The organism is Mucilaginibacter sp., from assembly GCF_039925265.1.
In the GTDB taxonomy this organism is placed as follows: Bacteria; Bacteroidota; Bacteroidia; order Sphingobacteriales; family Sphingobacteriaceae; genus Mucilaginibacter.
Window position 1 is genome coordinate 85,946 of record NZ_JBDSZG010000041.1, and the last position, 25,221, is coordinate 111,166.

Sequence of the window (25,221 nt, forward strand, 5' to 3'; positions counted from 1 at the left end):
GAGAATTTTCTTGGCTACATACTACCGACCTTAAACCCCGATGGGGTTTCTCAAGTAACGACATTGCCCTCCAGGACACGGAAGCCTATCTGAATACAAAAGGTATTAACTACCTGCTCAATGTCACTTCTGTAGTTTTCGTCCCTAAAGCTATCACATACGCTCCTCGTTCTGTAACTTGTTTTCCTTTCAACTTATACTGCGCTCCTTTCGCCGATTGTTGGATACGCAAATACGCCTTCGGTGTAAAATCATCGGCAGCATTTAAAGTAATAGCAACCTGGCCGGTTGCAGGGTTATAGGTAACCGTTTTAAACGTACCGGCATCCAGTGTAAGCCAAAGCCCGGCAGGTGCAATAAATACCCGTTGAGCAGATGCGGTGGTGATGTTGACCTTTATCAAGCCATCAGCCTTCTTCAAATTCCCACCAAAGGCCAACCAGCCGAAGTTTTTATCATGGGTGATATAAGTGGCCGAATTTACCGCGTAACCAAAAAAGTTTGGCCCGTAATCGCCGGAGAGACCATCTATTTTGAGGGTGGATGGATAGGAATGGAAAGCTGCGGGACCAAAACCATCCTGCGTGATGTTGGCCACCGACCCCATTAAACCGCCATAACCCACACGTAATAAATACAGGTCATCGGGGTGGCTGCGGTATTCGCTGAGTACGGGTATGGCATTCAGGCCCGAACCGTAGTGGTGCAGCTGCCGCTCGATGCGGGAGAGTTTGCCTCCATATAAAAAATCCCAATACCGACGCGCCGAGCCATTATATCCCCAATGCGGTACGGTTGGCATATAGCCCAGTATTGCGTTAATGGTCACCTCCGCTTTATCAGTATACCCAAAGTAGGCCGACCAGTTGTAAACCTCTTCCTGCCCGGTAGAATCCCAGGGCATTTCGCTGCCGAAGGGGTATTGCAACGTGCGCCAGTGATCGGCACGTTTACGCATTTCGGTTTCTAATGAGAGCGCTTTATCGCCCCAGCCTTCGGCTTTCAAGTCCATCAATAGTAAATAGAATATTGTTCCCTCCATTTGGCCAAACTGTGCATAATAGGGGGCCTGCTTCACCATGGCCATGGCCGTTTCGTAGGAGTTGTTTAAATAGAATTGCCAGTTTTGTTGTGTAACCAAACTATTGTGGTTGCGCGCCAAGCGGTACATTACCCAATGCGCAGCCGTAACGTGCGGGTAATTGTAAGAGCGGCCAACATCATTAGCGTCCTTGTGGCTCCAGGCGGCCCAGGTTTTCCAGTTAAGGCTGTCGCTGTAAGTTCCTTTGGGGATGCTATCGGGCTGGTAATAAAATACGCTTTTCTTCACGCCGTATTTTTGCGGCCCCTCGCTATGCTGGATATTGCCGAACAGCGTATGGTTTACAAATTCCTGCAGTTTGGCTATCTCGGCCTTATCGGGCTGTACCAATTGTTTCATCATTGCACCCAGCCAGCTGCCGGCACCACCCTCATCGCTCAGCCCGGCTATCCAAACGCGACTATCCTGGGTAACCTGTTGTTTTTTTTCGTAATCGTAAGTGATCACCGATGGGTTGCGGTGGAAGGTATCGGGCTTATCAAACCATTGTTCGTGGGTAAGAAACCGGCCGAAATCTTTAACCAGATCATGCTCCGACTTAATCACTTTATAACTGATGGTTTGGTTTAACCCGTCGGTATAAGTAATGGTTAAGCGCGCGCGGCCCCATTGCAGGCCTTTTACGGTGTAGGCTTGCAGGTTCTTGTTTTCCGCAGTACTTGGGCTAACGCTCAAAGCCCCGGCGGGTTCCACCTTTAAACTCTTTACTTCTTTGCCATAATTTAAAAATAGCTTTGCATCGGTGCCCTGCGGCAGCACGTAACCCGGCACACCTACCGCAATGGGGCGGTGCTGCTCAATCAGTTTTTGTTCGATGCCTTTAATAGAAGGGGCCAGTACAAACTGAACACCATATTCAACGGTTTGGCCGGGCTTTATGTAAACTGAGGTTGGCTTGTTCCAGGGTTCGGCTTTTTTCCAATCGGTTTCGGCATAGGCCTTGCTGTGCACCATCCACTCGTAAAAGCCCTCAAAGTCTATCCCTTTTGGGGTGGGGTCAGTTAATAATGGGTTATATGCCTCAAACGGCGAGTGGCCATAGGGCGTAACCAGCAATACCGGCCCTTTGCCACTCAGGCGGGTTACCTGTAAATAGCCCGCATCCTTACCAATGTATGGGTCGTAAAATACATTGCGGGCGTGGGCCTGTTCTAATTCCTCGCCCTGCAAAATATTGTTGAATATCATGGGCATTCCCAAAGCGCCTATCTCCACCGTATGGCTGCCGGTATTTTTTAACTTGAATAACAGCACCAAATTGCCGTTAACCACCTGCCAGTAACGTTGCACATTCAGCGGGATGTTGGCGGGCAAGGTTGGCGACAGATCTGCCGCGGCGAGTACGCCCGCTTGTTTTGTTTCTAAAGGAATTACATCGGTCCGGTTGGAGGCGGTAGCGTATTTTGTCCAGGCGGTATCGCCTTCGGTTTTTAAACGCAGGTTGAGATCGCCTAAATGGTACATGCCGTTGCTGCTGCGCTGTGCAAGGCGCGCGGCGGGTGTATAATCAAAATATTTTTCGGTATTTGGTTCCAGCGCGGCAACGGTTTGCGATGCTTTTACCAGTTTGAGGCGAAATGCGGGTGTATTGAAAGTTAACAGCCCCTTATCCAAATTAAGGGTAGATGGTCTTTTCTCCAGATTTTTCCAGGGATCCTGCGCATAAAGTGAGGTGCTGGAAACTAAAGCCGATGCAAAAAGCATCATAAATAAAGCATTACGGAAAGAGCGGTTGACTGTTTGCATATTACACACGAAACATAAAGTGGTTAAGGTAAATGTAGCGCATTATTATCCATCAAATGATTGGAATTTGCCCTATTGTAGCTGTATGTTATCCAGTAGGATACGTGATATTAAATAACTGAGATAATTCTTTTGATTGACGGTTTACTTGCCGTAGCTGTTTATTTTTTTGATCACTATTTTCTCAAAAAAGCCTATAGCCTTTTCCCGCTCGTCGGTTTTGCTGGTTTGCTCAACATATTTTACCAGGTTCAGTAATTTCAACTCAGAATGGGCGCCGTTGCCCGATATATTGATATCGGAATACATGGTGCGCAGCCGGACGGTGTCCTGGTCTTTCAGCCGCTCATAATCCAATATTTGTGCTATCGTATCTTTTTTGCTGAAGGTGGTGCTGTAGTAAAATATATTTGCCTTGCTATCGAAATCTATCCGTGCGGTGTCGGGCTGTAACGTGCCTTTTACGTTATTACGGCTGTGCACAAGGTTCTCAATGTCTTTTACATATTCCAGTTGCATGGAGTTTACCCTCGATATCAATTCGCGCTTTGAAAAATTGAAGGCGTAGGTTTTGTTGATGCCCCTGAATTTAGTGTACTTACCCTTAGGCATGGAAGTGGCCACAAAGGAGAAAACGGAGATTGCCATCAAAGCATTTAACAGCGCGGGTTTCAGTTGGTAGGCGGTCGCGGTATTAAATACATAAAACGATAGCGGCAAAACAGCCAGCGCGTAGTAATCGCTGTAATCCACCACCCGCGACATGGGGATGCCCAGCGAATTTACAGTATCTATAATAGGCTGCGTTACAGGCGATTTCCACACGACAAACAAGAGGGAAACAGTGACATAAAAAAGCATCTTTCTTCGGGGCCAAAGCGTGCTCAAAAAAAATGGCAGCGCGAATAGCCCCGCAAAGTCCGACAGTTTGCCTGTCAGTTGGTTATGATACGTTTGCTTGAGGTACCAATCGTTTATCAGCAGCGCTGTAACAGCGCCGATGAAATACGGGTTCCCTAATTTTTGTTTGCCGGTCATTGGTTGAAAACAGAGGCAATTTATAAAAAAATCAGCACATAAATAAAGCTTAACGCGGTGTATGTATTTCTGAACAGTCGTCAACTGCTTTGCTATAAAGATTGCCGGGATTAACCTCATTTTAAGCACTTTTAGATTTTTTTACTACAGAATTATTAATAAACGTTAAACTTTTTTAATGATTAATTAACCCGCTGAAATAAAAGTATTAACAGAGCCGATAAACCATGATTAAAGGGTTGGCTGGCACACACATTGCATGAACGATTAAGAGCCCTTATTAAACTAATAACGGGGCTATTAACAAATCCCCATGCAAAAATAATTACCAAACAAAATGGATCACTATAGAGAAATAAAAAATAATTTAACCTGGCATAACGAAGGCAAGTTTGAGGTTGAATTAACAAACGGCGTAATCACACGCCTTAACTTTTGCGAGCCTGGCAAAGGTCCCGATGATACTGGTAAAGCCCTTACATCAACCAGTTACAAATTCCTGCAGGCAGTTCACTCGGCACTGGGCGATCTGTTTACCTTTATTGAGGAGGAAAATAAACGATTAGGTTATAGTTACGCCCGCCCGGCAGATTTGGGTTCTTACAATGAAGAGGTGGTAGAAAAACCTTACATGCAACCCACCGAAACCAAACTGAGGCCGCTGATTAATTACGATAACCAGCCGGAGTTGAGCCATCTTACTATTGGCGAGGGTTTGCGGGATATTGGGTAGTTTGGTGAGGGGAGAGTGGTGAGTGGTTTCTTTCGCTCCGCAGATTTTTAGCCGCATAGCGAGGATTATTTAACCCTCTTTTTTGCGGAGCAGAGAGGGTCGACCAGCGTAGCGTAGTCGGGGTGAGTCTATCGCCACGCGGTTTAAGCAATTGTTCTAACCCTGCCTCTCAACCTAATATCTGCTGATACAATTTATAATAATCCCCTGCCATTTTCTCTGCAGAAAATTGCGAAGCCGCCCAATCGCGGCATCTTTGCCGGCTGATATTGCTTAGTTGCAATACCGCGTTTACCGCCTCATCTATCGTATTTACTAAAAAACCGGTTCTTTCGTGTTGGATTAATTCCGGCATCGAGCCTTTGTTGAAGGCGATAACCGGCGTACCGCAAAGCATCGCCTCGGCTACACTCATGCCAAAGGGTTCGGCAAAATTGATGGGGTGCAACAGGGCGGAGGCGTTACCTAAAAGTTCGTTACGCTTTTCGGGACCGGCATGGCCCATATACTGGATCTGCTCGTCCAGGTAAGGCTCCACTTTTTCGCGCCAGTAATTCTCATCCTGGATGATCCCGGCAATCAGCAGTTTCTTTTTTGCTTTTTTGGCTATCTGTATGGCTTCGGCAGCGCCTTTGTCGTGGTGAATGCGGCCAAAGTATACCAAGTAATCTTCAGGTATTTCGGTGAAATTAAATTCTGCGGTGTTTAACCCGTTATAAACCGTGGCGATGTATTCCAGCTCGGCGCTGCGATCGGCATTGCTGATGGATATGTAGTGGCCAATGGAATTATACTTTTTATAAACCGGGATAATTCGTGGCGACGAAAAACCATGTATCGTAGTGATCATCGGCGTTTTGATCAGCGCGGAATATGTCAGCGGCAAAAAATCGAAGTTATTATGGATGATATCAAACTCGCCTGCCTTTCCCATCAAATTACTGATGTGCAGGCACTCCAAAACCTTGGCATCCTGTGTGCGGTCTTCCTCGTAACCCTGGTCGCAAATAGCATCTAATTTCCCCAAGGTGATAGAATCGCCCGTGGCAAATAAAGTCACCTCAACGCCCAGCTTTATCAAGCCTTCGGCAATGTTTGATGCTACCTGTTCCCACGGCCCGTAGTGCCTGGGCGGTGTGCGCCAGGCAACGGGTGCTAATATGGCTGCTCTCACGTTAGCAGAGTTTTACGTGTTCTTCAATCTTATTATACTCGTACTCCAGCTCGAAGGCTTTTAATACCGTTAAATGCGATATCAGGTAAGCCAGCGTACTTTCGGCTCCCTGGTTACGGTTAATACCTGTTGGCAGCAGACCGTCGCAGCATCCCTTGGTTTCGTGGTCGTAAAGCGGCGCGCGCAAGGTGTTCTCGCCCAGGAACCATTTATAGCTCAGGAACATTTTTTCGATATACTGCGGCTTGCGGAAGATCTGGTATGCCTGGAAATGCATCAGTACCATAGCCATAGTTTCGATAGCCTGCTGATCGAACGTTGGGAACTTGCCCCCGCGGTAATACCAGCCATCGTTACCAACCGGACTTAAATAGCCGTTTGATAAGGTTAGCTTATCAAGGAACGCCATGGTGGTCAGCGCTATCTTTTTGGCCCCCTCATTGCCGGTTATTTCGCAGGAATGCAAAAGGGCCAAAGGCAATATAGCGTTATCGTAGGTCATGCTTTCTTCAAACCATTCCCAATCATCACTGCGGGTGTTATTGTAAGCATCTATCAATGGCTGTGTCATGCGTTTTAGTTCTTGCACCATGCCCTCATCCGTTGGAAACGCTTGCAGGTATAAGCTAACGCCGATGATCGTATTAGCCAAACCTCGCAAATACCTCAGCGCCTTAAAGTGCGGGTATGATCGGTGGAAAAGCTCCAGCGCAAATTCGCGGTAAGAGTTGCTTGCCGCGCAATTGATGAGATGGCCCAGTGCCCAAATGGTACGGCCAAACGAATCTTCGGTACCAACCTCATCCAGATATCGCCTGTCAAAGCTGAGGAAGTTGCGGAAGTTACCATCATCCGTTTGCATGTAGTGGATATAGCTGAGATAGATAGGCAATAACCTATAAGCTTCCTGGCTGCCGTTACGCTGATAGGCCATTAATGCCATAATAAGCGCACGGGAGTTATCATCAACACAGTAGCCTTCCTTTAAATTGGGAATGCCGTATTTGGCGTGTTGTACAATCCCCGTATCATCCGTTAAACGGGTTACGTGCGCCAAGCTGAATTTGGGCAGTACTTCGGGGTCTACAATGCTGTTCTTTAATATTTTGTCGCTAAAATCATGCGTTGCGGCTGCTTCCTGTGCTACTTTGATGAATTCCGACCCTATCACAGGCCAGCGTAAATGCAAACCGTATTCGTAGGCGTTTTCTTTCAGTTCATTCAGCAGGGCATCGTCGTCCAATAATTCATTAACGGTTTCGGCCAATGCATCTGCGTTTTTAAAATCGAAGAGGCGGCCACGATCATCCGCCAGCAGTTCGGTAGCGTGCCAGTAGGGGGTTGATACCACTGCGGCACCCGCGCCAACGGCATAAGATAAAGTCCCGCTGGTGATCTGCGCTTCGTTCAGGTAGGGTGTTACATATACTTCGGCGGCAGTAAGGTAATCTATCAATTCATCCTCCGCAACAAACTTGTTAATGAAGGCTAAATGCTGCGTTACCTTCAGTTGCGCGGCCAGGCTTTTAAGGTGGTCGCGGTATTCCTCGCCGGAGTGTTTAACCACGCCGGGGTGTGTGTTACCCAGTACCACGTACATTACATCGGGGTGTTTCTCCACTATTTTTGGCAGGGCACGCACAACGGTTTCGAGGCCCTTGTTGCGACTGATCAAGCCAAAGGTGAGCATCACGCGTCGGTTTTTAAATGGTGTAAGGTTTTTAACCGGGTTTTCTTCAGATGCTTCCAGGTCGGGCACGCCGTGCTCTATGATCTGGATCTTTTCTACAGGGATATCGTAAATGGTGGTTAGAAACTCTACCGCGCGTTTGCTCATCACCACTATTTTGGAAGATTGTTCGGCTATTTCGCGGATGATGATACGCTGCACATAGCTTGGGTCCTTCAATATGGTGTGCAGGATAGAGATCAATGGTTTTTCTAAACGGTTGATGAGCGGCAGGATGTAGATACCACTCTCGCCGCCGTAGATGCCAAACTCGTGCTCCAGTATCACCGCGTCCACCGCGCTGGTATTGATATAATTTGCAGCACGGATGTAATCCTTCTGATGATTTTGGCGGATCACGTATTTTACATCTTCCGGGTATTCGTATTCCTGTATGTTTTCCGAGTCGTTAAGGGCGACCACGAAACCGCCTTCCAGCAAAGTTTTCCGTTTAGGATAATTTGCGTTGATGGCATGCATCAGGTTTTGATTAAAAGTAGCAATGCCGCATTCGCGGGGCGGAAAGGTAGATATATAAGCGATTTTCATAGGTAGATGTTGGTGCCGTATGTTTTGTTTTGTAATACAATTGAACCGTATTGACCCAAAAAATATGCAGTTGTGGCCTTAAAAGCCACATTTACGAGTGTAAAAAGCAATCTTTATGCGGGCATACCCATAGTGCATAAACTATACCAATTAACTGGGAATAAATTTTGGTAACCGCGTTTTTACACAGAAATTATAGTAATAATTAAAATTCTGAAGAGAATTGGGAGTTTAGGCCCTTGTGTTGGTATGATACTCAATAGCCTCTATAATTACCGTGCAGGCGTGGTTGATCTGCTCAGCGGTAATAATTAATGGCGGGGCAATGCGCATGGAGTTGCTGCAGTGCAGGAACCAATCGGTAATTACGCCGTTTTCTATACAGCGGTCGATTATTTTTTTGTTCAGGTCGAAACTTTCAAATTCTACAGCCAGCATCAGGCCTTTGCCGCGGATGCCCTTGATGGCCGGGTGAGTAAGCTGTTGATGGAAAAGCTGGTTCTTTGCTTCCACACCATCTATCAGTTTATCATTCAGCAGAACTTCCAGCGCGGCCAGCCCTGCGGCGCAGCAAACCGGGTGCCCGCCAAAGGTGGTGATGTGCCCCAATATCGGGTTTTCTTTAAATGCCGACATGACCTCAGCCGAAGCAATAAATGCCCCCACGGGCATGCCGCCACCCAAGGCTTTAGCCAGCAACAGAATATCCGGCACAATGCCAAAATGCCCGAAAGCAAACAGCTTGCCCGTACGCCCGAAGGCAACCTGGATCTCATCAAGAATTAATAGCGTACCCGTTTCCGTACAGCGGGCGCGGAGGGCCTGCATGTATGCCACATCCGGCACGCGGATGCCGGCCTCGCCCTGTACAGTTTCTACAATAACGCAGGCGGTTTCGGTGGTGATGAAGTGGAGATCCTCAGCCTCGTTAAACCGGATGAAGTTTACACCCGGTAACAGTGGGCGATAAGCCTGTTTAAATTCCTCGTTACCCATTACGCTAAGCGCCCCATGGCTGCTACCGTGGTAGGAATTATGCATGGAGATGATCTGCTGCCTGCCGGTAAAACGCTTGGCGAGTTTTAACGCGCCTTCTACCGCTTCGGCACCGGAATTGGTGAAGTAAACGGAGTTGAGGTTTTGGGGCAGGACAGAAACCAGCTTCTCTGCAAACTTTACCTGAGGGGTTTGTACATATTCGCCGTACACCATCAGGTGCATATATTTATCAACCTGCTCTTTTATGGCTGCTATTACCTGCGGATTGCTGTGCCCCAGGTTGCTTACGCCGATGCCGGAAATAAGATCGGTAAAGGGCTTGCCATCCTTGTCGTACATATAAACGCCTTCAGCGCGCTCAAACTCCAGCAACAGGGGGAAGTGGGTGGTTTGGGCGTTGTTGTTTAAAAATAGCTGGCGAAGGGTAAGCATGGCGCAAAGGTAGAAATAGTTTGGGCTTCTTGAGGATTTGAGATGGTTGTGCTTTCAAGTTTGTGGTTCTTTAGTGCTTCGTTAGGTGCAGTATGTGGTTGTGGCTTGGCCTGTGGATGTTACTTTTCTTTTCCGCAAAGAAAGGTAACCAAAAGAAACTCCCGGCTGCGCCCTGTTCTATGGAAGGTTGTGCTTTAGCAGTTTCAGTGGTTGCCGAACAGGACAAGGCCGGTTTTTGAGGCTTCGTTCTGCCTGTTATTTGTCGCAGCAAATCAAAATCCTTTTAATCGTATAAATCCGCTTAATCCCGGTTCAGACAATCAGCGGAATCATCTAATCATTAAAATCAACGGTTCAGACAATGCGATAGGGATTGCAGTGGAAAGCCCGTAAATGCAGCGCAGCGAAGTGCGGACTTGGAACGGAAAGCCCGGGCCAAAGGCATCGCCCATAATTATCTGAACTCGAATTAAACGAATTTTAGAAATTTGCAGAATTCTAAAACAACGAACCTCATTTCGCATTACCCTTACAACCCTTACAACCCTTACAACCCTTACAACCCTTACAACCCTTACAACCCTTACAACCCTTACAACCTCTAATTAACTTACCTCCAACCTAAACCCACAATCTCTACCAAACTAACCGTCATTTTTATTATTTTCGCACCCTCACATGCGCAATTAATAAAATGGACTATCAATTTAAGGATATAGAGAAAAAGTGGCAGCAGTTTTGGGCGGATAACCACACCTTTAAGGCCGAAAATAAAACCAACAAACCCAAGTACTATGTGCTGGATATGTTCCCTTACCCAAGCGGTGCGGGGCTGCATGTTGGCCACCCGCTGGGCTATATTGCTTCTGATATTTTTGCGCGTTACAAACGATTAAAAGGCTTTAACGTACTGCACCCGATGGGGTACGACAGCTTCGGGCTGCCGGCCGAGCAATATGCCATACAAACCGGGCAACACCCATCGGTGACCACCGAGGATAATATTGCCACTTACCGTCGCCAGTTGGATCAGATAGGTTTCTCGTTCGATTGGAGCCGCGAGGTACGCACCAGCAGCGCCGGTTATTACAAGTGGACGCAGTGGATCTTTATGCAGCTTTTTAACAGCTGGTATAACAAGGAGGCCGACAAAGCTATATCGATTGCCGACCTGGTTGCTCATTTTGAAAACAAAGGCAGCGCCGGCATCAACGCCGTGTGTGATGAAGAGATACTAAGCTTTACCGCCGATGAGTGGAAAGCGTTTACTGAACAGGAACAACAAGCTGAACTGTTAAAATACCGCTTAACCTACCTGCGCGAAAGTACCGTTAACTGGTGCGCCGCCCTGGGTACCGTACTGGCAAATGACGAGGTAAAAGACGGCTTTAGCGAGCGCGGCGGCTATCCTGTGGAGCAAAAGAAAATGATGCAGTGGAGCATGCGCATTACCGCCTATGCCCAGCGTTTGTTGGAAGGTTTGGACACCATCGACTGGCCTGAGCCTTTAAAAGAAATGCAGCGCAATTGGATTGGCAAGAGCGTAGGAGCATCAGTTAGATTTCCGATTGAGCAAACCACTCAAAACGCACAACTCACCACTAACTACATAGAGGTTTTCACCACCCGTGTGGATACTATTTTCGGTGTTACGTTTGTGGTTTTGGCACCCGAGCATGAACTGGTTGCAGCTTTGACCACACCCGAGCAGAAAAAGGATATAGAGGAATACATTGCCAAAACCAAAAAGAAAAGCGAGCTGGACCGTATGGCCGATACCAAAACCGTATCGGGTGCATTTACGGGCAGCTATGTGCTGAACCCGTTGAACGGCGAGAAGATCCAATTATGGATTGCCGATTACGTGCTTGCAGGTTACGGCACAGGTGCCGTAATGGCCGTACCAAGCGGCGATCAGCGCGATTATTTGTTCGCGAAGCATTTCAACTTGCCGATAGTGCCGATCATCGATATCCAGAACATAGAAACCGAAGCCGACCCTACCAAGGAAGGCACCTATATCAATTCAGACTTTATGAACGGCCTGGATTATAAGGCCGGCACCGCCGCTGTGATTGCCAAATTGGAAGAGGTTGGCGCGGGTAAAGCAAAAGTGAACTTTAGAATGCGCGATGCTGTTTTTGGTCGCCAGCGTTACTGGGGCGAACCCGTACCCGTTTACTTTAAGGATGGCTTGCCCTATCTGATTGATGAAAGCGAATTGCCCTTAATATTGCCCGAAATTGATAAATACCTGCCAACCGAAACCGGTGAACCACCGTTGGCGAGAGCTACGGATTGGAGTTACAAACCAAGCAACAAGCCCCACCCAAACCCTCCCCGGGAGGGAGGGCTTAAAGAGCAAGACGGAATATATAGGGAAACTGCGGACCCTGTATACTATGAGCAGTTGAAGGATTTTAGCAGGGATAACCGAAAAAATCCAACTGAAGCTGAAGATATTTTGTGGCAGCTTTTGCGTGGTGAAAAAACGGGTTATAAAATTCGGAGACAGCATGCCATTGGTCAATTCATAGCTGATTTTGTTAGCCTAAAAAAGGGACTAATTATTGAATTAGATGGCCATCACCACAAATTAAATAAAGAGGCTGACGATGCAAGGACTGAAGTGCTTAATCATTTAGGGTTTGAGATATTAAGATTTGATAATGATGAGATATTAGATAATCCGGAAAAAGCCATCAATACCATAAAACGCAAATTAGATGAACTCCCTGAAAGGGATAAAACTAAAATTTCTGGTGACCAGGACGAAGCTAAAGTCTCCCCTTCCGGGGGAGATTTAGAGGGGGCTGACGCGGATGGAAGTTATGCTTACGAACTTTCAACCATGCCCGGCTGGGCTGGCAGCAGCTGGTACTGGTACCGCTATATGGATGCCCAGAACGATGCCGAATTTGCATCGGAAGAGGCGATTGACTACTGGAAGGCGGTAGACTTATACATTGGCGGCAGCGAACACGCTACCGGCCACTTGTTGTACAGCCGTTTCTGGAACAAGTTTTTAAAGGATATTGGTAAAACACCGGAGGAAGAGCCGTTTAAAAAACTGATCAACCAGGGGATGATACAGGGTAGGAGTAACTTTGTGTATCGTTTGTCTGACGAAGACGGGCGGGGTACCAATACTTTTGTATCTCACGGTTTGATAAAAGATTATAAGGTATCGCCTTTGCATGTCGACGTTAATATTGTTGACAACGAGGTTTTGAACCTGAACAAGTTTAAAGCTTGGAGGCCTGAATATGCCGACGCAGAGTTTATCATGGAGAACGGCAAATACATCTGCGGCGTGGAAGTCGAAAAAATGTCGAAATCTAAGTATAATGTGGTTAACCCGGATGATCTGATAGAACGTTACGGTGCCGATACTTTGCGCATGTACGAAATGTTCCTTGGTCCGCTGGAGCAGAGCAAGCCCTGGAATACCAATGGTATTGAGGGCGTGTTTAAATTTCTGCGTAAATTCTGGAGGCTTTTCCATGATGCCGACTGGAACTTTACTGTAAGCAATGCTGAACCAACTAAGGCCGAGTTGAAATCATTACATAAAATCATCCAAAAGGTGGAGCAGGATATTGAACGTTTCTCGTTCAACACTTCGGTTTCCAGCTTTATGATAGCGGTGAATGAACTAACCGACCTTAAATGTAACAAACGCGCCATCCTGCACAATATGGTGATCATACTGGAGCCGTACGCGCCACACATTTGCGAGGAGCTTTGGGTATTGCTGGGTAATGAAGCCGGTACCTTGTCTTATGCTCAATATCCTACATTCAACCCGGCCTACCTGGTGGAGGATGAGTTTAGCTATCCAATATCGTTCAACGGTAAAATGAAAACAAACGTAAGTTTGTCATTAAGTCTTAGCAACGAAGAGATTGAGGCCGCCATCCGCTCACACACCGACGTACTAAAATACCTCGACGGCAAAGCCCCTAAAAAGGTGATTGTAGTTAAAGGCAGGATTGTGAATATTGTGGTGTAAATAACCCTTTATTAGATATTTACTATAGCGATAGGTTTCAAACCCATCGCTATTTTTTTTAGAAAACATAGGTTGTTGATTTGTCATGGTGAGCTTGTTATCGCATTTGGCATACCTCAACAATTTTACCGGTGCGCCATATATTAACCCCGTTTACTGGACATTGGGTATCGAGTTCCAGTTCTACCTCTTTGTGGCGCTGGCGTTCCCGGTTATCGTAAGTAAATGGGGCACATGATTTTTATTGGGTTTATGCATCTTATCGTACTACATCCACATACCGGGTTCCACGCTATTGCGCGTGTTCCCAATTTTTGCGCTCGGCATTTTATATTACCTGTATTTTACCAAACAAATTAGGCCGGTTGCTGCGTTATTATTTGCTTTGCCTGTAGCCTTGGTTAGTTATTTTAATATTGGCTGGGTAGAAACAGCCGCCACCCTGTTTACCCTTTTATTATTGGCCCTCCCGCTAAAAAGTAACAAGGTTATCAGCTTCTTTTCTACCATTTCGTTCTCGCTGTACCTCACGCACGATACTATTGGTGCCAACCTGGTAGTTTATGTGGGCCAGCTGCTGCCCAAAACTATTATTTGTAAGGCTGCGGAGTTCACCGGGGGCATTATCGTCAGCTTTTTATTTGCCTGGATATTCTATTTATGTGTAGAACGCCCGTTTTTAAAGCTATCAAAACGCATACTTTATAGCTGATTATCAGCTTAGTGTAACATATACATTACAGTTATTAATATTTTACAAAAAAGGTAGAATTGCTTGTAACATTTTATTCATTTTCGCCTCCAATTACCAAAATGAACTAATATGAGACGTATAATTTTACTTTTAATAATAATTTGTGCTTCATTCACAGCCAATGCCCAGTTTGGTGTTGGCGGCGGTGGCGGCTCATCTATACTCGGGAAAATAGCCGGTACGGTTATCGATTCCCTTACTAAAAAACCGGTTGACTATGCAACCATCAGCGTATTTAAAAGCGGTGGTACTGTGCCTATCAACGGTGTTTTAACCGACGAAAAAGGAAACTTTAAGCTTGATAACGTAAAATCTGGCAGTTACAAGATCACCATCTCTTTCTTAGGGTACAAAACCAAAACTATCGACCCGGTTATCACCTCGGCCTCAAAACCGGATGCTAACCTGGGCAGCCTTATTTTGCCGCCAAGCGCGCGTGCTTTAAAAGAGGTGCAGATTGTTGGACAGCAGGCGCTTATCGAAAATAAGATCGATAAGATAGTTTACAATGCCGAAAAAGACCTTACAGCAGCCGGTGGTACCGCTACCGACCTGTTATCGAAAGTGCCGATGGTGTCGGTAGATATCAACGGCAACGTTTCTGTACGCGGCGATCAAAATGTGCGTGTGCTCATCAATGGCAAGCCGTCAGGTGCAACATCGGCAAGTTTAGCTGATGTGTTAAAATCTATTCCTGCGGATCAGATCAAATCTATCGAGGTGATCACCTCGCCATCGGCAAAGTACGATGCGGAAGGTTCTGCGGGTATCATTAACATTATCACCAAGCAAAAAAATGTTTCGGGTTTAAGCGGTGGTATCAGCGGCGGTGTGGGTACACGCCAAAACAACGGTAACGCCAACATCAACTATAACAAAAACAGGTTTAACCTGAATGCTAATATAGGTGGTAATGCTTCATGGCCGCAAACTTCAATAACCAATTTCGAGCAGTATTTTGAGAACAATGGTAATGTAACCTCTATTATTACCAACGGCGAGAGCAAACTTAAAAGGCATGCGCTTATCGGTTCGGTAGGTGCCGGGTATCAATTCAACGGTTTTAACAGCCTTAATACTACCTTTAAATTCAACCAGATCACTTTTGGTACCACAGGTTCTTCTACTACCGAGGCCTTTAACCCGTATACCAGCATCACCAACAGCGATAACAAGATAGATGGTTTCGACTGGAATATAGATTATACGCATAAATTTAAAAAAGAAGGCCACGAGATAGATTTTTCTACCCAGTGGAGCCACAATACAGGTATACAGGCCTATCAGAATCTATACAGCGGCGTGTACCAAAGTGTTAAAAACAATATCGACGGAAAAAACAACGAATACACTTTTCAGATAGACTACACGCTGCCAATAAATAAAGTGTTTAAACTGGAAGCAGGTGGTAAAACAATTTTCAGAAGATTAAGAAGCGTAAGTGATTATTACAGCTATGTGAACAACGAGTTTATTTACAACAATACCCTGTCTAATCAGTATAATTACAATCAAACGGTAGTGGCCGGTTATTCGGTGCTTACCATTACGCTCCCTAAGCAATGGTCTATATTAGCTGGTTTGAGGTTAGAGAATACCGACATTGCAGGCGAACCTATAAGTGCTACACAGTCGCTTACGCCTTTCGATCAGAACTATAACACCTGGGTACCAAGCCTTACATTCCAAAAGAAAATAACGGCGTCAAACACGCTGAAACTGGGATATTCTAAGCGTATAACCCGCCCGAGCCTGCAATTTTTAAATCCGTTCGAAAACCGCAGCAATCCTCAGAATTATCAGCAGGGTAACCCAACGCTTAGTCCGGAGGTATCACAAACTATTGAGCTTGGCCTGAACAGTTTTATTAAAACGTCTATAGTAAACCTTTCGGTTTACTACAAACGCACCTCGGGCCTTATTGAGGGAATTACTGATACCGTTAGCAACCAAACGTACACACTTACCAAATTTCAAAATGTGGGTAATAATAATTCGTTTGGCGGTAGTTTCTTCGGTACTATAAACCCAATAAAAGCGCTAACCATTATCGGTAGTATTAACGGGTTTACTTACAAGCCCAACCCTACCGGCAGGTTTGTAAATCAGCAATCACAAAATGGCACATATGTAATGTTCAATGGTTTCCTTCGTGCTACTGCAACGTTGCCAAGCAACTTTATTGCTGAAGCATTTGCTTTTGGTAGCTCATCGCGCCGTAGTATACAGGGTTCACAGCCGGCATTCAGCATCTTGGGTTTTGGTGTGCGCAGGCAGTTTATGCAAAAGAAAGCCTCGCTTGGCTTAAATATTATCAATCCTTTCTCGGAGTATAAATACTTTAAATCGAGCACTACGAGCCCCGGCTTTAGGCAAACAAGCAGCTTCGCTTTGCCATTCCGTTCGTATGGCATAACGTTTAGCTACTCGTTTGGTAAACTAAGCTTTAGCCAGCCTAAAAAGAGCGGCGTAAACAACGACGACCTTAAACAAGGCGATCAGGGCATGGGCGGCGGTGGCGCACCAGCCGGCGGCCGATAGGTTGATAGAGTCAAGAAATAAGAATCAAGACACAAGACGACAGTTATATAACAAAAGCGAGCCTTCTGGTAGAACGGGAGGCTCGCTTTTGTTTGTATTGTAGTCTTTTGTAGCTACCGCGAGTTACGCTACGCTAATCTCGCGGCAGCAATTTTTTTCTTTTTTCTTGTCTCTTGATTCTTACCTCTTGATTCTTGACTCTATCCCTTACTCCGCAGAAACATCTATCCCTATCTGTTTAAGCAATAGCGAGGCGTTGAAGGTTTTGCACTCACCGTGCTTTATCTTGTAATCGAACAGCATTTCGCCGCCGATAACCTGTATATCAAAGTAATAGTTGCGAATGTAAGCGGGGTATTTGTCTTCCAGGCGGGCTATCTGGAGGTCGTGCGTGGCTACCATGCCTACGCCTTTTTTGGCTATGAGTTGCTCTATTACGGCCTTACTGCCCAGGTATTTATCAACTGAGTTAGTGCCGCGCAGCATCTCGTCTATCAGGAAGAAAACCCGGCTTTCGTTTTCTACGGCGGCAAGCAGCATCTGCAACCGGTCAAGCTCTGCCTTAAAGGTAGATGTGCTTTCGTTCAGGCTGTCTTTAATGCGCATGTAGGTCACCATGGTAATAACCGACACTTCCATTGCCGCAGCGCAAACCTGTGCCCCAGCCAGCGCTAAAACGGTGTTAATGCCAATGGTGCGCAGAAAAGTGCTCTTGCCCGCCATGTTGCTGCCGGTAATAATATCAATGCTGAAGGCATCGTTCAGTTCATAGTCGTTATCAACCCGCTTGCCACGGATAAGCGGGTGGGCTATGTTTTTGGCGGTAAGCGTATAACCTTCGGTATCAGCAATAATAGGGTAGGTCCAATCCGGGTAGTTGATGGCAGGTACGGCAAGGCTAATGAGAGCCTCAAACTCGGCTATCACGTCAAAGGCCGTTTCAAAATTCTCGTGGTTAGCTTTTTTCCAGGCTTCAATGGCTACCAACTGGCGGATGTCCCAAATGAACAGCGCGTTCAGCACTACCATCAAAATCAAGTTCAGACGGTAGTTAAGCTTGTTGATGAGTATAGATAGTTGTTTTATTTTGCGCGATACTACCAATCCGTTAGCATCTTTCAACTTTTTGGCGGCTTCATTAAGCCTGCCCGACTGCCATTTTTCCTCCTCTATGTTTTGGAAGGCCAATACAAAATGGCTTAGCGCGGTATCTATCCTGCCGGCAATCAGGTCTGTTTTTTTTACAATTTTCTCCCGGGTAGATGCCTGCCTATAGTTGAACCACGCCACCGGGCCTAATATGTAAAAGGCCGGTGTGTAAAATATGCCGGCTATAGCCAACGCAAGTAATACAAACGGCGCAATGTGCATATATACCTTTACAAATTTTTCGTTATCCAGCTCCACCGGTGTCTTTAAATAGGTGATGAGGTTTTTTACCTGTTCGGGGTGTTGCTTTAGCGAGAAGAGGAGGTTAGTTTGAAATTTTAGCTTCCATTCCGCTTTAGCAGCTATCTCTTTCACTGCTTCCTGCCGCGATAGCACTACTTCTTTTTTTGATGCAGAAGCCAACCAGCTTGCCAGTTTGTTGTTGCCACCCAGCGTAGCGCAACGGTTAATCAATTGATGCAGAGAGCTTTTTCCGAAGATATCCAGGTCGGAAGTGTACTTGTGTTTCTCATCCAGGTACCAACTACCATCGTGGTAAATATTAGCGTTGCTTTGTATGCTTTGTGCTTCGTTGCTGTTTATCGCCTTAAGGTCGAGGTAGTATTTTTTTGCGGTTTCAAACTCGTTTTGTTTGTTTACCAGCTTGGCAAAAACAAAGGCAAGCACCGCTACCGAGGTGCCTAAGATCCATAAATTGTTTGCGCTTACTGCTAATACCACCGAGCCGATGAGCAACGCGAAAACGCCCAGCCGGTAAAGCGAATAGGTGTTGGCTTCTTTAGCAAAATTGTCGGCTTGTTGTTGCGCGGCATCCGCAGCGTTTATATAATCGTTTAAAATATCCTGTTCCATTAGCTGTTGTAAAACCTTAATTTTGGAATGTTTTACAAGTTTTCAATTTTACAACAAATACGCAACATTTAGCGCCTCTAATGAAGATCACTTTTATAACCGTTGGCAAAACCGAGGATGCTTATTTAAAAGATGGCATAGAAAAGTATGTAAAACGGCTAAAGCACTATACCAAACTGGAACTGGCCGAGATCCCTGAGCTAAAGAACACCAAGGCTCTTACCGAAGATCAGCAGAAAACAAAAGAAGCGGAACTCATCCTTAAAAAAGTTACCCAGCAGGATCACCTCATCTTACTGGATGAGGCAGGGCAGGAATTCACCTCGGTACAGTTTGCCAATTATTTAAACAAACGCGCCATCAGCTCGGTAGCCAGCCTGGTATTTGTGGTAGGCGGCCCTTACGGGTTCGACCAATCAGTTTACCAGCGCGCTAACGATAAGATTTCTCTCAGTCGCATGACGTTTTCTCACCAGATGGTTCGCCTGTTTTTTGTGGAACAGTTGTACCGGGCATTTACCATTATTAAAGGAGAGCCGTATCATCATCAGTGAGCTTGATTTGAAGATGAGTGAATTTGAAGATTTGAAAATTGAACTCAGCCATTTTCAAATCTTCAAATCGCCAAATTTTCAAATCAATTAAATACCTTTACCCCATGCACAGTCACGATCACTCCGGCCATCATCATCACGACCATGCCCCTAAGCTGGATAAGCTAAACACGGCCTTCATCTGGGGAATTGTATTAAACTCGGGTTTTGTAATTGTAGAGGTAATAGCCGGATTGATCAGCGGTTCGTTATCCCTGCTAACAGACGCCGGGCATAACCTGAGCGATGTGGCCTCTTTGGCTTTGGCGCTGCTTGCCTTTAAAATGAGCAAGGCAAAATCGAACAGTAAATACACCTATGGCTATAAGCGCTCTACCATCATCGTATCGTTTTTTAACGCGGTGATATTGGTTGTAGCGGTTGGTTTTATTGTGTACGAGGCGGTGCTGCGCTTCCTGCACCCGGAGACGGTTACCGGAACCACCATAGCCTGGGTGGCTTTTTCAGGTATTGCCATAAACGGTTTTACCGCCTGGCTTTTTGTAAAAGATAAGGATACCGACCTGAACATAAAAGGTGCCTACATACACATGGCGGTTGATGCCATTGTATCGCTGGGTGTGGTTATATCGGGTGTAATCATCTACTTTAGCCACTGGTATTGGGTAGACAGCGCGGTGAGCATCATCATTGCCATTGTGATTTTAACCGGCACCTGGAGCCTGCTGAAAGACAGCCTCCGCCTGGAAATGGACGGAGTCCCCAAAGAAATGGACCTTGCCGAAATTAAGGCCGAACTAAAAAAAGCAAAAGGCGTGATAGATGTGCATCACATGCACGTTTGGGCGCTAAGCACCACCGAGAACGCCCTTACGGCCCACCTCGTGGTAAAACCCGAGGACATGACAAACTTCGATAACATTAAGCACGACCTGCGCCACCGGCTGGAGCATCTCTCCATCAGCCATAGTACTTTCGAGCCGGAGTTTGAGGATGAAAAATGCGAGCAGCCGAAGTGCTGAGATGATAGGCGGAGAAAGTTATATCAAGTTAGTAAAAGCTTACTTTTCGTATCTCGATATGGAATATGGCTTTATGCGATTAGCCGAAAAGATACAGGGAAATGCTTTTTACGGAATTGAGTACACTGATGGACAAAAGATAGTGTCCGTTTCTTATGAAAATATTACTGATTATTTTACAGTAATATTTTTCTTACTTAAAGAGGGGGAGCGGCCCAATTACGACGATAAAGAGAAAACCTTACATCTTGACAAGCTTAATGTAAAGGTTTTTTCGGTTGCGGATAATGATGAGATCCAATTAAACACAAAGTATTTTTCTAAATTTAAGGCAACATCTGAAACAGAAAAGAAATTGCTAAAAGCCGCGAAAGAATTGCGGCTTTGCTTAAAATATTTTGATAAGTTAACTATATGAGCACAAACAGAAGAAAATTTATAGCCACCGCAGCAACAGTAGTTGCCGGTACGGCGGTAGCGTCGGCTGCGCCGTTAAAAGAATTAGATCCTAAATACCCAATACTGCACCACGCTTTATTTTGGTTGAAGAACCCGGGCTCTAAGGAAGACCGCGATATGCTGGTTGCCGGCGTAAAAAGCCTGGGCAAAATACCGATGATAAAAGAACTGCACGTAGGCATCGTAGCCAGTACCGAAAAACGCGAGGTGGTTGATAACAGCTGGGGCGTATCAGAAGTAATGTTCTTCGCCGATCTGGAAAGCCAGGCAGCTTATCAAAGCCACCCCATTCATCAGCAATTCATTAAAGATCATAGCCACCTTTGGGAAAAGGTTATTGTTTATGATGCGATAGACGCGTAGGCGAAGATAATTAACAGCAACCACATTGTTGGTGACAAGATATTGACACCATATCGTAATTTGTAAACATTTGATTATAAGTTATTTATAAATGTTCACGGTGTTCATATGTGCGGCGTGAACACTTTATGGTTGTTTTTTGGCGACTTACACGCAGCCAAAAAACAAAAAAGAGGCTGTATCAAAACCAATATGATACAGCCTCTTTAAATAGTAAAAAATTCCTTATGCTTTTTTGGCGGCAGGTTTTTTAGCTTTTGCTTTTGGGGTTTCTTCTACTGAAACTGCTTCCGCAACTTCTTCTTCCACGGGTTCAGCTTCTTCTGCAACAGGTGCGCTTTGCAGCTCTTCGCTAAACAAGGGCAGATCCTTTAATAGCAGGAACCAGTTGATGATCTTCTTCATGTCGCTTGCGTACACTTTTTCCTCATCATGGTCCGGGGCTACTTCGCGGAAGAATTTGCGCATTGCTTTGCCATCATCCTTTACGCCAGGTACACTGGCGGAGGCTTTCATGCGTTCAAATACGTCAACCAGTTTAATGTCCTCTTCCAGTCCGAAGATGGTGATCTCGTTCAAAGCGGCCAGCTTAGCAGTGCTCAAGTTAGCAATTAGCTTGGTTTTTTGCGCATCAAGGCTTTCTAAAACGTAACCGGTTTTGTTTTGCGCAAGCGCCTTCCATAAACCCGGTTTACCCGATACTGCAACAATTCCCTGTAAATTCATTTTATTTAGTTATGGGTTTTGAGTGGTGAGTTTTGAGTACTTATCACTCAAAACCCACTACTCAAAACTATTTAATCTTCTAACACTTCTACACCTAAAATTTTATCGCCCTGGCGTATATCGTCAACCACGTCAACGTTTTCTACAACCTTACCAAATACGGTGTGGTTACGGTCTAAATGCGCGGTGTTTGCACGGCTGTGGCAGATGAAAAATTGTGAGCTGCCGGTGTTGCGGCCTGCGTGTGCCATTGATAACACACCACGATCGTGGTATTGGTTTTCGCCGGTTAGCTCGCAGTCAATTTTGTAACCTGCGCCACCAGCACCAGTGCCGGTTGGGTCGCCACCCTGAACCATAAAGTTAGGGATAACGCGATGAAATATAACGTTATCGTAAAAACCCGATTTAGCCAGCTTTAAAAAGTTAGCTACGGTGTTAGGGGCATCCTTATCGAAAAACTCAACGGTCATGTCGCCTTTTTCGGTTTTAATTATTGCTTTGCTCATCATTATTTTAAATAGGGTGCAAAGTTAATCATTTGAGGTGAAAGGTGAAAGGGGGGAGAAAGGTAGGTAATCCTATTTAGCGGTGAAATCTATATTTTCCGTTAGAGCGAGGAGGTATTCGATTTTTTCAATTATAATACTCTTCATTCTGCCATCAAGAATTGCTTGCCAGGCTATTAATTCACTCCAATTATTATAAGGAAAATCGACACTATTAAACCAAGGCCACCAAACACTATTTTTGCTTAAATTATAAGGCAATGAATTCAATTCTGTTTTTAATTTATCGGGCAAGATGTTTTTTTCAGGGTCTTCTTGTAAAAAGCCATATATCAGGTCTTTATCATAATGCTGAAATTGAAAAGCCATGCTTACATGACGCCACTCTGATTTCCATATATAAAAGCCGCTATAACGCTCTTTGAAATCTACCTCATAGCCACAGTTTAATCCTCGTTTTTCTAGCTCTTTGCTTAAATCTTCACAGAAATCTTCGGCAATTTTTTGACATGCATTGTCCAAATTGCTTGCAATTACCCATGACGCTTCTATATGTGATTTTAATAAGGTGCTTACTTCTTCTTCCATATTATGATTGATTGTTTGATTGGTTAAGTGTTTTACAAGGTTTATGTAGTGACTTATCGCTTCTCTAATAAGTGGGTAAACAGCTACTTCTTTTCGACAAGACTCCAGCCATTTTAACACTTCATTTTTATACGAGTAGCATTTGTAATGCAAGTCTTCCTCCAAGTCTTTCTTACTAAAAGCAGTCGGAGATTTTCCATGAAGAGTTAAATATATTAAATCGGCACTATTTGAATAAGTATGGTATCTCAATAATTGATTTTCTTGGTCGCCAGCATAAATTTTATTCTCAATAATTATGTGATTTTTATGTTTGTCTGTGATAATAATGTCAATACGCCCCCCTTCGGTCTTATCCCCATTAATAAATCCGGTATGCTTTTCTATTTCAACTATGGAGCTTTCGGTATCTATAAGATTGCCTTTAAAACAGAAAGCTTTTATAAACAATTTTAAAAAAGTGTCTTTTTGGCCATGACTTCCATTTGGATTGAGTAATTCTCCAATAAAAGCGGAATGCATTCTAACTTCAGAAGAATCTAACTTGAGTATTCGAAATACGTTGAAGTTCTCTCCCGTTAACTCACTGATTTTTTCGTAGCGGGTTGTTATAGCTTTAATTTGGTTAAGTAGGCTTTCGTATTCGCGCATTTGTGATAAGATAAGGTTTTACAAGATACTGTTTTCTTTGTATCCAGAAAACAAGTTTGTTGATAGGTTCAGTTCATAGAGTTGTAATACATTTATTGTTTAATCGTTACATTTGGTAATCATCAAGCAAATCAAAGTGATAAAACCGCTCTACAAATACTTTTTAGCTTTTACATTTCTCCTTTTGCCTTTCTTAGTAAGGGCCGCCTCCATCCTTATCCCGATGGATGAGGAGCAGAAGGACCATTTAAAATCGTACGGTATTGCTTTTTGGGTGTTAAAGAACCAGCAGGAGGTAGATTGGCTGCTGAACTACCGCGGTGGCAGCTTTATGATGAAGTATGATAAACGCATTGAGGATGAGTGCAAGATCCGTGGGGTGAGTTACCAGGTGGTTGCCGATGCCGCCGCCACGCAGATCATCACCGAGGTAAGTGACCCATCCGTTAATATGGACCTGGTGAAACTGCAAAAGGCCCCTAAAATGGCCGTTTATTCGCCAAAAAGTAAGCTGCCCTGGGATGATGCCGTTACCCTGGTTTTAAAATATGCCGAGATCCCTTACGATGTTTTGTACGACGAAGAAGTAATAAAAGGCGACCTGCCCAAATACGACTGGCTGCACCTGCACCACGAGGATTTCACCGGGCAGTTTAGTAAGTTCTACGCATCGTACCGCTACGCGCAATGGTATAATGACGACGTAAAGGCTCAGAATGCTATGGCCAAAAAGCTGGGTTTTCAAAAGGTATCGCAAATGAAGCTGGCCGTAGCCGAGCATATCCGCGATTTTTGCGCGGGCGGAGGGTTCCTGTTTGCCATGTGCAGCGGTACCGATACTTTTGATATCGCCCTGGCATCATCCAATACCGATATTTGCGGACCCATGTTTGATGGCGATGCCGTTGACCCGGCAGCCCAAAACAAGCTGGATTATACCCAAACCTTCGCTTTTCAAAATTTTCAGCTGGATATGAACCCCGAGTCGCACCAGTTTAGTAATATAGATGTAACGCCCACCCGGCAGGTAGAACGCACGCGCGATTTCTTCACCCTGTTTGATTTTTCGGCCAAGTGGGATGTAGTGCCCGGTATGCTCACGCAAAACCACGATAAGGTGATCAAGGGCTTTATGGGCCTTACCACTGCTTTTAATAAAAACCGTTTAAAGCCCGGTGTTACCATCATGGGCGAAATGAAAACAGGGAACGAGGCCCGTTACATCCACGGCGAATTTGGCAAAGGTCAGTGGACCTTCTACGGCGGCCACGACCCCGAAGATTACCAACACGCCGTTGGCGACCCGCCAACCGATCTTAAACTCCACCCCAACTCGCCCGGCTACCGGTTGATACTGAATAATGTGCTATTCCCGGCAGCTAATAAGAAGAAGCAGAAGACATAACCCCCCAGCCCCCTGAAGGGGGAGCAGAAATAGACGCAAGAAATTAAGACACAAGAATCAAGATAAAAAGAAAAACCCGGTCAATTCATTAACCGGGTTTTTCTTTGTTTAAG

19 protein-coding genes are annotated in these 25,221 nt (G+C 45.2%); 10 read left to right on the forward strand and 9 right to left on the reverse strand.

Going from position 1 to position 25,221, the window contains the following annotated elements:
• Positions 1-109: 109 nt before the first annotated feature.
• Positions 110-2,848: a DUF5695 domain-containing protein gene (locus ABIX36_RS18425; RefSeq protein WP_348083640.1), complete on the reverse strand. Its 2,739-nt coding sequence runs from the start codon at positions 2,846-2,848 to the stop codon at positions 110-112.
• A gap of 144 nt (positions 2,849-2,992) precedes the next feature.
• Positions 2,993-3,886, reverse strand: a complete 894-nt coding sequence (locus ABIX36_RS18430) for a hypothetical protein (protein WP_348083641.1) — start codon at positions 3,884-3,886, stop codon at positions 2,993-2,995.
• A gap of 337 nt (positions 3,887-4,223) precedes the next feature.
• Here ABIX36_RS18430 and ABIX36_RS18435 point away from each other — a divergent pair, with 337 nt between their 5' ends.
• Positions 4,224-4,619, forward strand: a complete 396-nt coding sequence (locus tag ABIX36_RS18435; RefSeq protein ID WP_348083642.1) for a hypothetical protein — start codon at positions 4,224-4,226, stop codon at positions 4,617-4,619.
• 169 nt (positions 4,620-4,788) lie between these two features.
• Here ABIX36_RS18435 and ABIX36_RS18440 read toward each other — a convergent pair whose 3' ends face one another.
• The 3 genes from ABIX36_RS18440 to ABIX36_RS18450 all read right to left on the reverse strand — a co-directional run bounded on the left by ABIX36_RS18440 (position 4,789) and on the right by ABIX36_RS18450 (position 9,502).
• Positions 4,789-5,793: a glycosyltransferase family 4 protein gene (locus ABIX36_RS18440; RefSeq protein ID WP_348083643.1), complete on the reverse strand. Its 1,005-nt coding sequence runs from the start codon at positions 5,791-5,793 to the stop codon at positions 4,789-4,791.
• Position 5,794: 1 nt separating this feature from the next.
• Positions 5,795-8,071, reverse strand: a complete 2,277-nt coding sequence (locus ABIX36_RS18445) for a glycosyltransferase family 4 protein (RefSeq protein ID WP_348083644.1) — start codon at positions 8,069-8,071, stop codon at positions 5,795-5,797.
• 231 nt (positions 8,072-8,302) lie between these two features.
• Positions 8,303-9,502: an aspartate aminotransferase family protein gene (locus tag ABIX36_RS18450; protein ID WP_348083645.1), complete on the reverse strand. Its 1,200-nt coding sequence runs from the start codon at positions 9,500-9,502 to the stop codon at positions 8,303-8,305.
• Between the two features lie 694 nt (positions 9,503-10,196).
• Between ABIX36_RS18450 and ABIX36_RS18455 the strand changes: the two genes are divergently transcribed.
• From ABIX36_RS18455 to ABIX36_RS18470, 4 genes are all read left to right on the forward strand, one after another.
• Positions 10,197-13,514: a DUF559 domain-containing protein gene (locus tag ABIX36_RS18455; RefSeq protein ID WP_348083646.1), complete on the forward strand. Its 3,318-nt coding sequence runs from the start codon at positions 10,197-10,199 to the stop codon at positions 13,512-13,514.
• Positions 13,515-13,599: 85 nt separating this feature from the next.
• Positions 13,600-13,752 carry a hypothetical protein gene (locus tag ABIX36_RS18460; protein WP_348083647.1) on the forward strand — a complete coding sequence of 51 codons (153 nt, stop codon included), beginning with the start codon at positions 13,600-13,602 and terminating at the stop codon, positions 13,750-13,752.
• Positions 13,753-13,758: 6 nt separating this feature from the next.
• Entirely contained in the window at positions 13,759-14,226 is a 468-nt protein-coding gene (locus tag ABIX36_RS18465; RefSeq protein ID WP_348083648.1) for a hypothetical protein, read from the forward strand.
• A gap of 111 nt (positions 14,227-14,337) precedes the next feature.
• On the forward strand, positions 14,338-16,809 hold the full coding sequence (locus ABIX36_RS18470) for an outer membrane beta-barrel family protein (protein ID WP_348083649.1): 2,472 nt from the start codon (positions 14,338-14,340) through the stop codon (positions 16,807-16,809).
• Between the two features lie 207 nt (positions 16,810-17,016).
• Here ABIX36_RS18470 and ABIX36_RS18475 read toward each other — a convergent pair whose 3' ends face one another.
• Positions 17,017-18,831, reverse strand: coding sequence for a DNA mismatch repair protein MutS (locus ABIX36_RS18475; protein ID WP_348083650.1), 1,815 nt, complete (start codon positions 18,829-18,831; stop codon positions 17,017-17,019).
• Between the two features lie 80 nt (positions 18,832-18,911).
• Between ABIX36_RS18475 and rlmH the strand changes: the two genes are divergently transcribed.
• The 4 genes from rlmH (at position 18,912) to ABIX36_RS18495 (ending at position 21,229) form a co-directional block, all read left to right on the forward strand.
• Complete coding sequence (gene rlmH / locus ABIX36_RS18480; RefSeq protein ID WP_348083651.1) at positions 18,912-19,385, forward strand: 23S rRNA (pseudouridine(1915)-N(3))-methyltransferase RlmH; 474 nt, start codon at positions 18,912-18,914, stop codon at positions 19,383-19,385.
• 104 nt (positions 19,386-19,489) lie between these two features.
• Positions 19,490-20,407, forward strand: coding sequence for a cation diffusion facilitator family transporter (locus tag ABIX36_RS18485; protein ID WP_348083652.1), 918 nt, complete (start codon positions 19,490-19,492; stop codon positions 20,405-20,407).
• Positions 20,379-20,825 (forward strand): hypothetical protein, encoded by a 447-nt coding sequence (locus ABIX36_RS18490; RefSeq protein WP_348083653.1) that lies wholly within the window; start codon positions 20,379-20,381, stop codon positions 20,823-20,825. Before ABIX36_RS18485 ends, ABIX36_RS18490 begins: the two co-directional genes overlap by 29 nt.
• A complete protein-coding gene (locus tag ABIX36_RS18495; RefSeq protein ID WP_348083654.1) occupies positions 20,822-21,229 on the forward strand; it encodes a Dabb family protein in 408 nt (135 codons plus the stop codon). The genes ABIX36_RS18490 and ABIX36_RS18495 overlap by 4 nt, the downstream gene beginning before the upstream one ends.
• A 225-nt stretch (positions 21,230-21,454) precedes the next feature.
• On the opposite strand, the gene ABIX36_RS18500 is transcribed toward ABIX36_RS18495, so the two are convergent.
• The 3 genes from ABIX36_RS18500 to ABIX36_RS18510 all read right to left on the reverse strand — a co-directional run bounded on the left by ABIX36_RS18500 (position 21,455) and on the right by ABIX36_RS18510 (position 23,703).
• Positions 21,455-21,955 carry a DUF5606 domain-containing protein gene (locus ABIX36_RS18500; RefSeq protein WP_348083655.1) on the reverse strand — a complete coding sequence of 167 codons (501 nt, stop codon included), beginning with the start codon at positions 21,953-21,955 and terminating at the stop codon, positions 21,455-21,457.
• Between the two features lie 71 nt (positions 21,956-22,026).
• Positions 22,027-22,464 carry a peptidylprolyl isomerase gene (locus ABIX36_RS18505; RefSeq protein WP_128535809.1) on the reverse strand — a complete coding sequence of 146 codons (438 nt, stop codon included), beginning with the start codon at positions 22,462-22,464 and terminating at the stop codon, positions 22,027-22,029.
• A 72-nt stretch (positions 22,465-22,536) separates the two neighbouring features.
• On the reverse strand, positions 22,537-23,703 hold the full coding sequence (locus ABIX36_RS18510) for a PD-(D/E)XK nuclease family protein (protein ID WP_348083656.1): 1,167 nt from the start codon (positions 23,701-23,703) through the stop codon (positions 22,537-22,539).
• A gap of 223 nt (positions 23,704-23,926) precedes the next feature.
• Between ABIX36_RS18510 and ABIX36_RS18515 the strand changes: the two genes are divergently transcribed.
• Complete coding sequence (locus ABIX36_RS18515; RefSeq protein ID WP_348083793.1) at positions 23,927-25,108, forward strand: asparagine synthetase B; 1,182 nt, start codon at positions 23,927-23,929, stop codon at positions 25,106-25,108.
• Positions 25,109-25,221: the final 113 nt, after the last annotated feature.